Source organism: Comamonas flocculans (assembly GCF_007954405.1).
Classification (GTDB): domain Bacteria; phylum Pseudomonadota; class Gammaproteobacteria; order Burkholderiales; family Burkholderiaceae_C; genus Comamonas_C; species Comamonas_C flocculans.
This window is the reverse complement of record NZ_CP042344.1, coordinates 2,218,028-2,231,339: the sequence shown is the minus strand read 5'-3', so window position 1 is coordinate 2,231,339 and position 13,312 is coordinate 2,218,028. Positions and strand designations below refer to the sequence as shown.

Sequence of the window (13,312 nt, the reverse complement as noted above, 5' to 3'; positions counted from 1 at the left end):
CGCGCAGGCAGCGCCGGCCGGCGGCCGGCCCCGAGGCTCAGGCGGGCGGATACAGGCCAAGCTGGCGCGCGTGCAGCCGCGCCAGGCCCAGCAGGGCGTCGGTGAACGGCGTCTGCAGGCCCAGCAGCTGGCCGATCTCGCGCACCGAGGCGAGCAGCGCGTCGATTTCCAGCGCCTTGCCCGCGCGCACGTCCTGCAGCATGGAAGGGCTGAAGTCGCCCAGCGCCTGGGTGACGCGGTGCCGGTCCTCGGGCGACTCGCTCAGGGGCACGCCGATGCGCTGACCGATCTCGCGCGCCTCCAGCATCACGCGGCTGGCAAAGTCGCGCACCAGCGGGTCGCTGAGTACCGGCGAGCTGCTTGCGCCGGTGAGCGCGCAGATCGGGTTCATGGTCATGTTGCCCCAGAGCTTGTACCAGATGTCCTTCTGGATGCTCGCCGAGCGCGTGGCTGCCAGGCCCGCCTGCTGCAGCAGCGCCTGCAAGGCGCGCACGCGTTCAGTGTCCGCGCCCGAGGGCTCGCCGAGGATGAGCTCGTTGCCAAAATGGTGGCGCACCACGCCGTCGGCCTGCACCGAACAGCTCGCGTGCACCACGCAGCCCAGTACCCTGGCGAGCGGGATGCCGCGCTCGATCGCGCCGTCCGGGTCGACGCTTTGCAGCCGCCGCCCTGCCACCGGTCCGCCAAAGCCCTGCAGAAACCACCATGGCACGCCGTTCATCGCGGTGAGCACCACGGTGTGCGGCGCAAGCAGCGGGGCGACGTGCGCCGCGACCTCGACCAACGCCGGCGCCTTGACCACGACAACCACCAGGTCCTGCACGCCCAGCAGCGCGGGCTCGTCGCTCGCCCGCACCACATGGCGGCTTTCCTGCGGCGTGCCGTGCGCACCGGTCTCGACCAGGCGCAGGCCCTCGGCGCGCAACGCCTGCAGGCGCGCGCCGCGCGCCACCACGCTGACGCTCAGGCCGGGCTGGGCAGCCAGGCGCGCGCCCAGCCAGCCGCCGACCGCGCCCGCTCCGTAGATGCAGATCTTGCGCAACATGGCCCTTCAGAAGGTGCGCGGCATGGTTCGGGGGTCGAGCTTGAGGTCGATCAGCAGCGGCCGGTCGCGGCGGCGCTCGCGTATCGCCTGCTGCGCCGCGGGCAGGTCGGCGCGCGTGCGCAGCACCAGACTCTGGCCGCCCATGGTCTGCGCGATCTCGGAAAACTCGGGCCAGTCGAACAGCGCCAGCGAGGGGTCCATGTCGCGGTCGGTGAAATGCAGGTATTCGGCGCCATAGCCGCCATCGTTGCACAGTACGACGATGAAATCGAGCTTTTCGCGCACGGCGGTGTGGAATTCCGTCAGCCCGCCCAGCATGAAGCCGCCGTCGCCCACCACCGCCACCGTCGGCATGCCGCGCTCGGCCACCGCCGCGCCGATCGCATAGCCTATGCCGGTGCCGATGGCGCCGAACAGGTTGCCGGCGATGAAGTGGCGCGGCTGCCGCACGCGCATGAGCTGCCAGGGCTGGCGCATGAAGCGCCCGCCGTCCGTGACCAGCAGGCGCTCGGGCTCGACCGCATGCTCGATCGCGATCAAGGCCTCCTGAATGGTGACGGGCGCGTCCAGCGGCTCGGCCAGCGGCGCCTCGTAGGCCTGCGCGATCGCGGCCACCGCGCCCGTGACCACCTCTTCCGAAGCGAACTGCGAGGGTGCGATCTCCGCCTCCTCGATCCAGTAGAGCATGCGCTCGGCCACCGCACCCGGCTCGCCGAGCACGGTGGCATCGGCCGCCATGGTGCGGCCTACTTCGCCACGCTCGGACACCACCATCACCAGGCGCTTCTTGTTCAGCAGCGTGCCGTTGGCGGTAGTGAACATGTGCAGGCTCGCGCCGAAAGAGACGATGCAGTCGCTCAAGGCCACCGCTTCGGTGACCTCCTCGCGCCCGGAAATCCCCAGCACCCCGAGGTTGGCCGGCTCGCCGCGGAACAGGTCCTTGGCGCGCAGCGTGGTCATGAGCGGCGCGTCCAGCCGCCGCGCCAGGCGCGCCACCGCCTCGGCCTGGCCGCTGGTGACCACGCCGTAGCCGGCCAGTACGATGGGGCGGCGCGCCGTCGCGAGGATGCCCACGGCCAGCTCCAGCGCTTCGCTGTCGAGTTCGGCGCAGTGGCGCTCGGGATAGCTCACGCGCGGCGCCTGGTATTCGCCCACGTCTTCCCATTGCAGGTCGTAGGAAGGGAAGTTGACGACCACGGGCCGGCGCTCGGCCCAGGCGCGCTGGAAGGCATAGGCCAGGTCGCGCGCCACGTCCTCGACGCGCGCCGGCGCCTCGTAGGCCGCGCCCGTGGCCAGCACGAACTCGCGGTGCGAGGCGCTTTGCGGGTGGTACTTGAACCGGGCGAGGCTGTCGCCGGTGATGATCACCATGGGCACATGGCCCTTGACCGCCTCGACGATGGGCGTGAGCGAATTGACCAGGCCCGGCCCGCAGGTCACGGTGGCCACGCCGGTGCGCCCCGTCACCTGGGCATAGCCCGAGGCCATCAGCACCGCCGCCGATTCGGTGGTGGCGCTGGTGTAGCGCCCGCCCTCCTTCATGAAGCGGTCGACGACGAACAGGTTCACGTCGCCGATCACGCCAAACATCTGCTCCACGCCCAGGTCCTTGAGCAGGCGGGCGATGGTGTCGTTCATTTTCATCCAGCAATCCTTGGACTGTTTTATGGCTCAAACGCTTGTCCAGCAAGCGCAAGCAGCTTCATTGTTTGTAGCTGTCGTCGCCGCGCTCGAGCAAGCGCACCAGGGCGTCGAACACGTCCTGGCCGGCGCTCATGGCGGGGTCGAACTGGAAGGAGTCGCGCGTGCACTGCGCGGCAATCGCTTCGGGCACGGGCAGCGGCGCGCCCATGCTCTGCGTGGCCAGTTGCACGTCGCAGGCGCGCTGCAGCGTCCAGAGCACGGCAAAAGCCAGCGGCAGCGTCTCGCCCCAGGCCAGCAGCCCGTGGTTGCGCAGGATCACCGCCTTGCGCCGCCCTATGCTCGCGACCACGCGCGGGCCTTCGTCGGCACGGATGGTGATGCCCTCGAAGTCGTGGTAGGCCACCATGCCGTGCAGCTGGGCGCTGTAGAAATTGCTCTGGCTCAGGCCGGTGGCAAGCGAAGCCACCGCCACGCCCGCCGTGGTGTGGGTGTGCATCACGCAGTGCGCGCCCGGCACGCCCGCGTGGATGCAGCTGTGCAGCACATAGCCCGCCGGGTTGATCGGATGGGGCGAGCCGTCCAGGATCTCGCCCGCGAGGTTGATCTTGACCAGGTTGCTCGCGCACACCTCGCTGTAGTGCAGGCCGAAGGGGTTGATCAGGAACTGCATCTCGCCGCCGCTGGCGCTGTCGGGCACGCGCAGCGTGATGTGGTTGTAGATCAGCTCGGTCCAGCCGAGCATCGCGAAGATGCGGTAGCACGCCGCCAGCTGCACGCGCGCAGCCCATTCGTCGGGATGCACGCGCTCGCGCAGCGCAGCGCCGTCGTTGTGCGCGGCGCTCATGGCGCGTCCTTGAAGGTCTTGGCCAGGCGCGCGGTCTCGCGCGCCAGGGTCACGGTATCGAGCCCGACAGCCACGAAGCTCGCGCCCCACGACAGATAGCGGCGCGCCATGGCCTCGTCCACCGCCAGACTGCCCGCGGCCTTGCCGGTGGCGACGATGCGCCGCGTGGCATCTTCGAACAAGGCCTGCATCTCCGGGTGGGCCGGATTGCCCCGGTGGCCCATGGAGGCCGACAAATCGGCCGGGCCGATGAACACGCCGTCCACGCCGTCCACCGCGGCGATGGCTTCCAGGTTGTCGATGGCAGTGCGCGTCTCGGCCTGCACCAGCACGCAGATGCGCTCATTGGCCTCGTGCATATAGCGCGGGTAGCGTCCCCAGCGCGCCGCCCGGCCGCCGGCCATGCCGCGCACCCCGCCCAGGCCCCCGGCGCCGGGGTAGCGCGCCGCACGCACGATCTCGGCCGCCTGTTCGGGCGTGTCCACCATGGGCACGAGCAGGTTGCTCACGCCCAGGTCCAGGTACTGCTTGATCAGCATCTGCGCCAGCGGCCCCTGGCCCATGGGTATGCGCGCAACCGCCTGCACGCCGGGGTAGGCGGCGATGGTCTGCAGCTGGTGCAGGATGCTGCCCAGGTCGTGCGCGGTGTGCTCGCCATCGACGAGCAGCCAGTCGAAGCCGGCGCCCGCGGCGATCTCGCCCGCGACGGTGTCCCTGAGGTTGAGCCAGTAGCCGATCTGGGGGCGCTTTTCACTGAGCGCCTGCTTGAACAGGTTGTGTGGTGTTTCCATGAAAACTCAGACAAACATGAATTGCAGCCGGCCCAGCGGGCCGTAGTCTGCGTCGAAGACATCGCCGGCGCGGGCTGCGACCGGGCGCGTGAAGGAGCCGGCCAGCACGATGTGCCCGGCCTTCAGGCGCTCGCCCCAGGGTGCGAGCTTGTTGGCCAGCCAGGCGATGCCGACGGCCGGGTCGCCCTGCACGCCGGCGGCCAGGCCTGTTTCTTCCACCACGCCGTTCTGGCGCAGGATGGCGCCGACCCAGGGCCGGTCGATCGCGCGCGCGCCGCTGCGGCCCGCGCCGACCACGATGGCGGCGTTGGCGGCGTTGTCGCTGATGGTGTCCTGCACCTTGCGCATGGCGCGGCTGTGGCGGTCGAACTGCTCGATGCGCGCATCGATGATCTCGACCGCGGGCGTGACGTAGTCGGTGGCGTCGAGCACCTGCTCGACATCCACCTGCGGACCCTGCAGGTCGCGCTTGAGCACGAAGGCCAGCTCCACCTCGACGCGCGGCGCGATGAAGCGTTCTGCCGGCAGCTCCAGCACCTGGCCCGGCGTGGCCTGGTAGAGCATGGAGTCGAGCAGCGTGCCGTAGTCGGGCTCGCTGATCTGGCTGCTCAGCTGCATCGCGCGGCTGGTCAGTCCTATCTTGTGGCCTATGACGCTGCGGCCTTCGGCCAGTTGCAGCGCGACCCAGGCGCGGCTCACGCGGTAGCCGTCTTCGATGCTCATGCCGGGAAAGCGCTTGGAAAAATGCTCGACCTGCTGGCGCGAGCGCTCGCTGGCGTGCAGCTCGGCCGCCAGCTGGGCGATGTGGGCGTCACTCAGCATGGCTCAGTCCTTGCGAAACAGCGGGTGCAGGGTGCTGTGCTTGGCGCCGAACACCTCCTGGCCTTCGTCCACCTGCACGGTCAGGCCGATGTGGCGCGTGGCCATCACCGGATCGAGATGGGCGCGCAGCGCCGCAAGCACCGCCGCGCCGGCGCGCTGCTGCGTGGCGCTGCTGCGCCCGCGCGCCATGCGCAAGTTGGCGTAGAGAAAGCCGTACTCGCCCGGGTCGGCGCCGGAAAGACCGGTCTTGCCGGCACCGGCCGCGCGCCCTGCGGGGCCGCCGTCGGCCAGCGCGAAGTGCGGCGCAGGGTAGGCCAGCACGCGGGTGCCGCCCGTGGGAAAGACCTGCGCGCCGTGTTCGTCGCGCACCGCCAGCATGGCGTCGGCCGCGTCGCGGCACAGGCGCGGCATGTCGAGCACGGCGTCGAGGTTGCCGGAATAAAGCATTACCAAATGCGGCATGTCGCCCTCACAGTCTGGGAAAAGCCTTGAAGCTGGTGGCGCGCGAAGCATCGGGCGCTGGCACGGCATGGCCGTCCTGCGCGCTCACCGGGAAGACGGCGTTGATCTGCCCCGTGCCCGAGGCGCCGAAATACGGCGTGAGCACTTCGGCCTTGCCCTCGTAGGCGGACCAGCCGAGCGCACCCAGCAGCATGGCGGTGTCGTGCATCATGCCCTCGCCGTGACCCTTGACCGCGTACTCGGGCAGCATGGCGCAGAAGTCCTGCCACTGGCCGTCCTGCCACATCTGCACCACCTCGTGGTCCAGGCGCTCCAGGAAGGGGCTCCAGATCTTGAAGGCCATGTCCGGCGCCATGCCGTTTTGCGCAAAGCGGTGGGAGAGCGAGCCGCTCGCCAGGAAGGCCACCTTGCCGTCGTAGTGCTTTTCCACCGCTTCGCGCATCGCCCAGCCCAGACGCGCGCTGTCGTTGAGGTAGTGGCTGGTGCACAGCGCCGAGACGGACACCACCTTGAAGTGCTCGTCCTCGTTCATGTAGCGCATCGGCACCAGCGTGCCGTACTCGGGCTGCAGCGTGGTCGCGTCGTGCGCCAGCGTCTCCACGCCCTGGGCATTGCATTCCCGCGCCAGCAGGCGGCCGAGCTCGGGGTTGCCGCTGAAGCCGTAGGCCATGTTGCTGATGAAGTGCGGCAGCTCGTTGCTGGTGTAGTTGCCCTGCCAGTGCTCGGCACAGTTGAGGTGGTAGCCGGCGTTGACCAGCCAGTGCGTGTCGAACACCACCAGCGTGTCCACGCCAAGCGCGCGGCAGCGCCGGCTGATCTCGCGGTGGCCTTCGATCGCCGCTTCGCGCGTGCCCTGGCGCGTGCCCGGCAGTTCCGAAAGGTACATGCTCGGTACGTGGGTGATCTTGGCTGCCAGTGCCAGTTGTCCCATGGTGCTGTCTCCTGAAAATGCTGCAAAGGTGTCAGCGGCATCGCTTGCCGCTGCATGGCGTGCCGGCCGGCGCGCGCTGGCGCCGGCCAACGCCTCACGGCGCTACTCCCCAGCGCGGGATGGCGTGGCTGCCCATGGAGACCGCCACGTTCTTGGGCTCGAGGAACACCTCGTAGCTCCAGCTGCCGCCCTCGCGGCCGGTGCCGCTGGCCTTGGTGCCGCCGAAGGGCTGACGCAGGTCGCGCACGTTCTGGCTGTTGACGAAGCACATGCCGGCCTCGATCGCCGCGGCCACGCGGTGGGCGCGGCCGATGTTCTCGCTCCAGACGTAGCTGGAGAGCCCGTAGTCGATGTCGTTGGCCTTGGCGATCGCGTCCTGCTCGTCCTTGAACGCAATCAGGCAGGCGACGGGGCCGAAGATCTCTTCCTGCGCGATCTTCATGCGGTTGTCCACGTCGGCAAACACCGTGGGCCAGACGAAGTTGCCGCCGGCCACGCGCGCGGACAGCTCGGGCGCGTAGGAGGGGCGGTCGACGCCGCCGCACAGCAGGGTCGCCCCCTCCCTGGGGCCCAGCTCGATGTAGCTGCGTACTTTCGCCAGATGGTTCTTGCTGACCATGGGGCCGATGATGGTTTGCTCATCCCGCGGATCGCCGACGACGATCTTCCTGGCGCGCTCGGCAAACCTGGCTGCAAAGTCGGCATAGATGCTCTGCTGCACCAGGATGCGGCTGCCCGCGGTGCAGCGCTCGCCGTTGTTGGAGAAGATCATGAAGACGGCGGCATCCAGCGCGCGTTCCAGGTCGGCGTCGTCAAAGACCACGAAGGGGCTCTTGCCACCGAGCTCCATGCTGAACTTCTTCAGCCCGGCGCTGCGCACGATGCGGTTGCCCGTCAGGGTGGAGCCGGTGAAGCTGATGGCACGCACGTCCGGATGCGCTACCAGCGGCTCGCCCGCCTCCTTGCCATAGCCGTGCACCAGGTTGAGCACGCCCGCGGGTATGCCCGCTTCGAGCGCCAGCTCGCCCAGGCGCGCGGCGGTGAGCGGGCTGAGCTCGCTCATCTTGAGCACCGCGGTGTTGCCGAAGGCCAGGCAGGGCGCAACCTTCCAGGTGGCCGTCATGAAGGGCACGTTCCAGGGGCTGATCAGCGCGCACACGCCCACCGGGTGGTAGAGCGTGTAATTCAGGTGCGTGGGCGTGGGGTAGGTGTGGCCATCCACGCGCGTGCACATCTCGGCGAAGTAGTGGAAGTTGTCCGCCGCGCGCGGCACCAGCGCCTTGCCGGTCTGGGCGATGGTCTGGCCGGTGTCGTCGGTCTCGGTGGCCGCAAGCTCGGGCACGTGCCGCGCGATCAGGTCACCGAGCGCGCGCAGCTTGCGCGCGCGTTCGGGCGCGGGCAGGCCGGCCCACTTGGGGAAGGCCGCCTTGGCCGCGGCCACGGCGGCGTCCACCTCGGGGGCGCCGCTGCTGGCCACCTCGGCCAGCACCTCTTGCGTGGCAGGGTTGATGGTTTCGAAATAGTCGCGCGCTGCGACCGGCTTGCCGTCGATGAGATTCTCAATTTTCATAGCTGCTACCGCTTGGCTGGTATGGGTTGGATCGGGTTTTTGCCGATAATCGTGTTTTCCAGGCTACCCAGGCCTTCGATGCTGCACACCACGTGGCTGCCTATGGGGCAGTCGACCACGCCATCGGGCGTGCCGGTCAGGATCAGGTCGCCCGGGTACAGGGTCATGAAGCTGGAGAAATGTTCCACCAGCGTGGGTACGTCGAACACCATGTCCGCGGTGCTGCCCTGCTGCGTGAGCTGCCCGTCCACGTGCGTGCTCAGGCGCAACGCCATCGGGTCGGGCACGTCGCCCGCGTCCACCAGCCAGGGGCCGATGGGCGTGCAGGTGTCGCGGTTCTTCACGCGCAGATTGGGGCGGTACCAGTTCTCCAGATAGTCGCGGATCGCGTAGTCGTTGGCCACGGTGTAGCCGGCGATGAAGTCGTAGGCGTCGTCCTTGCCCACCTTGCGCGCCTCGCGCCCGATCACCACCGCCAGCTCGCATTCGTAGTGCATGTGGCGCACGCCCTCTGGGCGCAGCGTGAAGCCGCGGTGGCCCGTGAGCGAGCCGCTGCCCTTGGCAAAGGCCAGCGGCTCCTCGGGCGGCTTGAACGCCAGTTCGCGCGCATGGTCGGCGTAGTTGAGCCCCAGCGCGAGGATGGTGCGCGCGCGCGGCGTGGGCGCCAGCGGCGGCAGCCAGACCACTTCGTCGAAGGACAGGCGCCGTCCGCGCAGGGCCGGGGTGCGCAGCTCCAGCGCGCCACCGGCTTCAACGGCCTCGTGGATGGCGCCGCCCCAGGCAATGCGTGCGTGTTTCATGCGTGCTCCTCCACCAGTGCGTGCGCCAGCGGTGCCAGGCCCGGCGCGCTGAGCTCGATGCGCTCGCCCGCCGCGGCCAGCAGCGGCCTGCCATCGGGCAGGCAGTCGGTGCCCAGCATCAGCACGTCACCGAGCTGCAGCGTCATGAAGGCCGATACCTCGGCCCAGAGGCCGAGCGCCGGGCGCACCAGCGTCGCCAGGTCCACGCTCTGCACCAGCGCGCCGTTGATGTGCACCGCAATCTGCAGCGTGTCCAGCGCAAGTTGCGCCAGCGGCGTGCTCCGCGGCGCGCAGACCAGAAAACCGTCGCGGTTGCGGTAACGGATCGGCGGGCGAAAGTAACTCTCGTGCGGCAGGCACAAATCGTCCAGCAGCACGGCGTGCGTCGGCTCGCCCGCGGCGCCGGCGATCAGCCCCAGCGTCGCGCCCACACGCACCGGGCCGGGCACGGGGACGGCGGCGCCATCGGGTGCAAAGGTGTTGGCGGTCTTCACGTAGAGCACGGGGGCCGCGGGCGGCGCCTCGTAGGGCGCCTCATGCATCTGCGGCGCCCACAGCTCGAATTCACGGCGCAGGTTCAGCAAGGCGCCATAGACCGTGCCCTGTGGCTGCCAGGCCAGTTTGGCTTTCATCTGCATCACGACTCCGGTGTGCCCGCGGGCGCCGCGGCAGCGCTCTCCGCGGGTTGCGGCGCGCGGCCCTTGCCGGCGCCCAGATAGGTTTCAATCACGCGCCGGTCGCTCATCAGGCTGCGGGCCGGGCCGCTGAGCGCGATCGCGCCCATCTCCAGCACGTAGCCGCGGTCGGCCACCTGCAGCGCGGCGCGCGCGTTCTGCTCCACCAGCAGCACCGACACGCCCATGCCGCGCAGCGAGGCGACGATCTTGAGCACCTCGCGCACGATGAGCGGCGCCAGGCCGAGCGAAGGCTCGTCCAGCATCAGCAGGCGCGGGCGCGCCATCAGCGCGCGGCCGATGGCCAGCATCTGGCGCTCGCCGCCCGAGAGCGTGGCCGCGAGCTGGGCGCTGCGCTCCTGCAGGCGCGGAAACAGCGCAAACACTTCCTGCATGCGCTCGGCCTGGTCGCGCTGCCCGCGGCGCCAGCGCGCAAAACCGCCCAGCAGCAGGTTGTCCTGCACCGACATCTCGCCGAACAGCTCCCGCTTCTCGGGCACCAGCCCGACGCCGTGCGCCACCATGGCCTCCACCGAGGGGCGCGGCACCGGCGCGCCTTCGAAGCGCAGCTCGCCGCGCGAGGGCAGCAGCCCCATGGCCGCGTTCAGCAGCGTGGACTTGCCCGCGCCATTGGGGCCGATGACGGTGACGATCTCGCCCTCGTTGACCGTCAGGTCCACCTGGTGCACCGCCTCCACCGGTCCGTAGGAAACAGAAAAACCCTTCAGTTGCAGCAAGGCCCTGGCTGTCATGCGGCATCTCCCTCGATGTCTTCCACGCCCAGGTAGGCCTGCATCACGCGCGGATTGGCCTGCACCTCGTCGGGCGTGCCCAGCGCGATCACGCGGCCGAACTCCAGCACCGTGACGCGGTCGGCCAGGTTCATCACGAACTCCATGTCGTGCTCGACGACGAGCACCGCCAGGCCCTCGGCGCGCAGCTGCACGAGCAACTGCACCAGCGCCTGCTTTTCCAGGTGGCGCAGACCGGCTGCCGGCTCGTCCAGCAGCAGGATCGAGGGCTGCCCCGCCAGCGCGCGCGCGATCTCCACGATGCGCTGCTGGCCCAGCGGCAGCGATGCCGCCGGCGTGTCGATGTAGCTCTGCAGCCCGCAGCGCTCGATCTGCTTGCGCGCCTCGGCCAGCAGCGCCGCCTCTTCGTGGCGGTCGGTCTGCAGCATGGCCGACAGCCAGCCGCGGCGCCCGCGCAGGTGCGCGCCCAGTGCCACGTTCTCCAGCACCGTGCGCTGTCCGAGCAGGCGCACGTGCTGGAAGGTGCGCCCCATGCCCAGCGCGGCAAACGCGCGCGCCGGCTTGCCCGTCATGGGCTGGCCGAGCAGCGCCACCTGGCCGGCGCTCGGGTCGTCCACGCCGGAAATCATGTTGAAGAAGGTGCTCTTGCCTGCGCCGTTGGGCCCGATCAGCGCATGCACTTCGCCGGCCTTGACTTCCAGGTCCACCGCGTCGTTGGCCACCAGGCCGGCAAAGCGCTTGGTCACCTGCTCGGCGCGCAGCACCACCTGGCCCGGTGGCGGCAGCTTGCGCCGGCCCAGCGCCGCCTGCGTCGTTCGGGCGGTGCGCGCCGGCGCCGGCTTGATCCAGCGTCCTGCGCGCGCGGCGATCAGGGGCCACAGGCCATCGGCCGCGCGCTGCAGCAGCAGGATCATCAAGAGACCGAAGACGATCGCCTCAAAGTTGCCGCTGGTGCCCAGCAGCTTGGGCAGCCAGTCCTGCAGCTGCTCCTTGAGCAGCGTGATCAGCGTCGCACCGAGGACCGCACCCCAGAGGTGGCCGGAGCCGCCGACCACCGCCATGAACAGGTATTCGATGCCGATTTCCAGGTTGAACGGGGTCGGGTTGACGAAGCGCTGCAGATGGGTGTAGAGCCAGCCCGAGATGGCCGCCAGCAGCGCCGCCAGCAGGAACAGCTTCATGCGCTGGCGCGAGGTGTCGACGCCCATGGATTCGGCCATCACCCGCCCGCTCTTGAGCGCGCGGATCGCCCGCCCCTCGCGCGAGTCGAGCAGGTTGTGCATCGCCCAGATCGCCAGCAGCAGCACGGCCCAGATGACGATGCCCATGAGGCGCGGCGAGGCCAGCTCCAGTCCTGCGATCGACAGCGGCCGCACGCCGGCGATGCCGGTGAAACCGCCCAGCCCCTCGATGTTGCCGAACAGGTAGTACAGGCTCAGACCCCAGGCCAGCGTGCCCAGCGCCAGGAAATGCCCCGACAGCGGCAAGGTGACCGCGCCGAGTATCCAGGCGATCAAGCCGGTCACGAGCAGGCCCAGCAGCAGGCCCAGCCAGGGCAGCAGCCCCGCAGGCAGCCCCGAGAGCGCCTGCGCCGCCAGCGGCGAGGTGCAAACCCAGGCGGTGGCATAAGCGCCAAGCCCGACGAAGGCCGCCTGGCCGAAGGAGGTGATGCCACCCACGCCGGTCAGCAGTACCAGGCCGACGGCAACCAGCGCGTACAGCCCGATGTAGTTGAGCAGCGTGATGGAAAAGGGCGAGAGCAGCGGCCAGGCGACCGCGAGCAGCGCGATGGCGAGCCAGGTCCAGTGGCGTGAACTCATTCCTCGTCCTCCACATGGCGGGTGTTGAGCGAGCGCCACCACAGCACCGGGATGATCAGGGTGAAGACGATCACCTCCTTGTAGGCGCTGGCCCAGAAGGAGGAAAACGATTCGAGCTGCCCCACCAGCACCGCACCGGCCACGGCCGCCGGATAGCCGGTCAGCGCACCGACGATGGCCGCCACGAAGCCCTTGAGTCCGATCAGGAAGCCGGTGTCGTAGTAGATCGTCGTGACCGGCGCGATCAGGATGCCCGACACCACGCCGATCAATGCCGCCAGGGCAAAGCAGACGTCGCCCGAGAGGTCGGTCGGCACGCCCATGAGGCGCGCGCCGACCCGGTTGATCGCCGTGGCACGCAGGGCCTTGCCGATGATGGAGCGCTCGAAGAACAGATACATGGCCACCAGCAGCACCGTGGCCGCGCACACCACCACGAGCGACTGGCCGCTGACCGGCACACCGCCCAGATCCCATGACGCGTCCCAGACGGCGCTGGTGCGCGAACCTTCGGCACCGAAGAAGTACAGCCCCAGGCCCGCCATCACCAGATGCAGCGCCACCGAGACGATGAGCAGGAACAGCACGCTCGTGTGCGCCAGCGGCCGAAACACCAGGCGGTACAGCAAGGGGCCCATGGGCACGATCAGCGCGAGCACGACGGCAGCCTGCATCCAGGCGCTCTGCGGCTTGAAGCCGAAGACCATCGCGGCCGCAACCGCCGGCAGCACGACGGCCCAGACCACCGTCGACTTCCAGTCCACGCGCAGGCCCTGGTGGTGGCGCCAGGCCTCCATGAGCAAGGTCAGCAGCGCCAGCGCCAGCAGCAGCCAGACGATGGCCGGGCGCGTCCCGGCCTGGATGGCCGCCATGGACAGTGCCGCATAGGTGACGAACTCGCCCTGCGCGATCAGGATGACGCGCGTCACCGAAAACACCAGCACCAGGGCCAGTGCCATCAAGGCGTAGATGGCGCCGTTGACCAAGCCATCCTGCCCCAACATCAAAGCTATCTGCAGATCCATGTGACTACACCACCTGTGCGTTTCCGAGAGCGTGAGAGACACCGCCGTGGGCTGGCGATGAAGCGCGCCGGTTCAGCTTGCGGCACGATGCGAAGGCCGGCCGCAGCCATGGCGCCGCAACCGTTCTTGCGT

13 protein-coding genes are annotated in these 13,312 nt (G+C 69.4%); all 13 read right to left on the bottom strand.

The window, feature by feature from the left end; all coding sequences use genetic code 11:
- Positions 1-37: 37 nt before the first annotated feature.
- Positions 38-1,045 carry a 2-dehydropantoate 2-reductase gene (locus FOZ74_RS10725; protein WP_146913058.1) on the bottom strand — a complete coding sequence of 336 codons (1,008 nt, stop codon included), beginning with the start codon at positions 1,043-1,045 and terminating at the stop codon, positions 38-40.
- Between the two features lie 6 nt (positions 1,046-1,051).
- Positions 1,052-2,689, bottom strand: a complete 1,638-nt coding sequence (locus FOZ74_RS10720; protein ID WP_146913057.1) for a thiamine pyrophosphate-binding protein — start codon at positions 2,687-2,689, stop codon at positions 1,052-1,054.
- A gap of 58 nt (positions 2,690-2,747) precedes the next feature.
- Positions 2,748-3,533, bottom strand: coding sequence for a class II aldolase/adducin family protein (locus tag FOZ74_RS10715; RefSeq protein WP_146913056.1), 786 nt, complete (start codon positions 3,531-3,533; stop codon positions 2,748-2,750).
- Positions 3,530-4,324, bottom strand: coding sequence for an aldolase/citrate lyase family protein (locus tag FOZ74_RS10710; protein ID WP_146913055.1), 795 nt, complete (start codon positions 4,322-4,324; stop codon positions 3,530-3,532). Before FOZ74_RS10710 ends, FOZ74_RS10715 begins: the two co-directional genes overlap by 4 nt.
- A 6-nt stretch (positions 4,325-4,330) precedes the next feature.
- On the bottom strand, positions 4,331-5,146 hold the full coding sequence (gene hpaH / locus FOZ74_RS10705; RefSeq protein WP_146913054.1) for a 2-oxo-hept-4-ene-1,7-dioate hydratase: 816 nt from the start codon (positions 5,144-5,146) through the stop codon (positions 4,331-4,333).
- A 3-nt stretch (positions 5,147-5,149) separates the two neighbouring features.
- On the bottom strand, positions 5,150-5,608 hold the full coding sequence (locus FOZ74_RS10700) for a 5-carboxymethyl-2-hydroxymuconate Delta-isomerase (RefSeq protein WP_146913053.1): 459 nt from the start codon (positions 5,606-5,608) through the stop codon (positions 5,150-5,152).
- Positions 5,609-5,615: 7 nt separating this feature from the next.
- A complete protein-coding gene (gene hpaD / locus FOZ74_RS10695; protein ID WP_146913052.1) occupies positions 5,616-6,539 on the bottom strand; it encodes a 3,4-dihydroxyphenylacetate 2,3-dioxygenase in 924 nt (307 codons plus the stop codon).
- Between the two features lie 94 nt (positions 6,540-6,633).
- Positions 6,634-8,109: a 5-carboxymethyl-2-hydroxymuconate semialdehyde dehydrogenase gene (gene hpaE, locus FOZ74_RS10690; RefSeq protein ID WP_146913051.1), complete on the bottom strand. Its 1,476-nt coding sequence runs from the start codon at positions 8,107-8,109 to the stop codon at positions 6,634-6,636.
- Between the two features lie 5 nt (positions 8,110-8,114).
- Positions 8,115-8,909, bottom strand: a complete 795-nt coding sequence (locus FOZ74_RS10685) for a fumarylacetoacetate hydrolase family protein (protein WP_146913050.1) — start codon at positions 8,907-8,909, stop codon at positions 8,115-8,117.
- Positions 8,906-9,541, bottom strand: coding sequence for a fumarylacetoacetate hydrolase family protein (locus FOZ74_RS10680; RefSeq protein WP_146913049.1), 636 nt, complete (start codon positions 9,539-9,541; stop codon positions 8,906-8,908). The genes FOZ74_RS10685 and FOZ74_RS10680 overlap by 4 nt, the downstream gene beginning before the upstream one ends.
- 5 nt (positions 9,542-9,546) lie before the next feature.
- Positions 9,547-10,335, bottom strand: coding sequence for an ABC transporter ATP-binding protein (locus FOZ74_RS10675; protein WP_146913048.1), 789 nt, complete (start codon positions 10,333-10,335; stop codon positions 9,547-9,549).
- Positions 10,332-12,155: a branched-chain amino acid ABC transporter ATP-binding protein/permease gene (locus tag FOZ74_RS10670; protein ID WP_146913047.1), complete on the bottom strand. Its 1,824-nt coding sequence runs from the start codon at positions 12,153-12,155 to the stop codon at positions 10,332-10,334. The genes FOZ74_RS10675 and FOZ74_RS10670 overlap by 4 nt, the downstream gene beginning before the upstream one ends.
- Positions 12,152-13,180 carry a branched-chain amino acid ABC transporter permease gene (locus FOZ74_RS10665; RefSeq protein WP_146913046.1) on the bottom strand — a complete coding sequence of 343 codons (1,029 nt, stop codon included), beginning with the start codon at positions 13,178-13,180 and terminating at the stop codon, positions 12,152-12,154. Before FOZ74_RS10665 ends, FOZ74_RS10670 begins: the two co-directional genes overlap by 4 nt.
- Positions 13,181-13,312 lie beyond the last annotated feature (132 nt).

What these genes read in the sequence shown, in the direction of transcription:
- FOZ74_RS10725 (WP_146913058.1), bottom strand. Translation starts at nt 1,045, where the DNA reads ATGTTGCGCAAGATCTGCATCTACGGAGCGGGCGCGGTCGGCGGCTGG.
- FOZ74_RS10720 (WP_146913057.1), bottom strand. Translation starts at nt 2,689, where the DNA reads ATGAAAATGAACGACACCATCGCCCGCCTGCTCAAGGACCTGGGCGTG.
- FOZ74_RS10715 (WP_146913056.1), bottom strand. Translation starts at nt 3,533, where the DNA reads ATGAGCGCCGCGCACAACGACGGCGCTGCGCTGCGCGAGCGCGTGCAT.
- FOZ74_RS10710 (WP_146913055.1), bottom strand. Translation starts at nt 4,324, where the DNA reads ATGGAAACACCACACAACCTGTTCAAGCAGGCGCTCAGTGAAAAGCGC.
- hpaH (WP_146913054.1), bottom strand. Translation starts at nt 5,146, where the DNA reads ATGCTGAGTGACGCCCACATCGCCCAGCTGGCGGCCGAGCTGCACGCC.
- FOZ74_RS10700 (WP_146913053.1), bottom strand. Translation starts at nt 5,608, where the DNA reads ATGCCGCATTTGGTAATGCTTTATTCCGGCAACCTCGACGCCGTGCTC.
- hpaD (WP_146913052.1), bottom strand. Translation starts at nt 6,539, where the DNA reads ATGGGACAACTGGCACTGGCAGCCAAGATCACCCACGTACCGAGCATG.
- hpaE (WP_146913051.1), bottom strand. Translation starts at nt 8,109, where the DNA reads ATGAAAATTGAGAATCTCATCGACGGCAAGCCGGTCGCAGCGCGCGAC.
- FOZ74_RS10685 (WP_146913050.1), bottom strand. Translation starts at nt 8,909, where the DNA reads ATGAAACACGCACGCATTGCCTGGGGCGGCGCCATCCACGAGGCCGTT.
- FOZ74_RS10680 (WP_146913049.1), bottom strand. Translation starts at nt 9,541, where the DNA reads ATGAAAGCCAAACTGGCCTGGCAGCCACAGGGCACGGTCTATGGCGCC.
- FOZ74_RS10675 (WP_146913048.1), bottom strand. Translation starts at nt 10,335, where the DNA reads ATGACAGCCAGGGCCTTGCTGCAACTGAAGGGTTTTTCTGTTTCCTAC.
- FOZ74_RS10670 (WP_146913047.1), bottom strand. Translation starts at nt 12,155, where the DNA reads ATGAGTTCACGCCACTGGACCTGGCTCGCCATCGCGCTGCTCGCGGTC.
- FOZ74_RS10665 (WP_146913046.1), bottom strand. Translation starts at nt 13,180, where the DNA reads ATGGATCTGCAGATAGCTTTGATGTTGGGGCAGGATGGCTTGGTCAAC.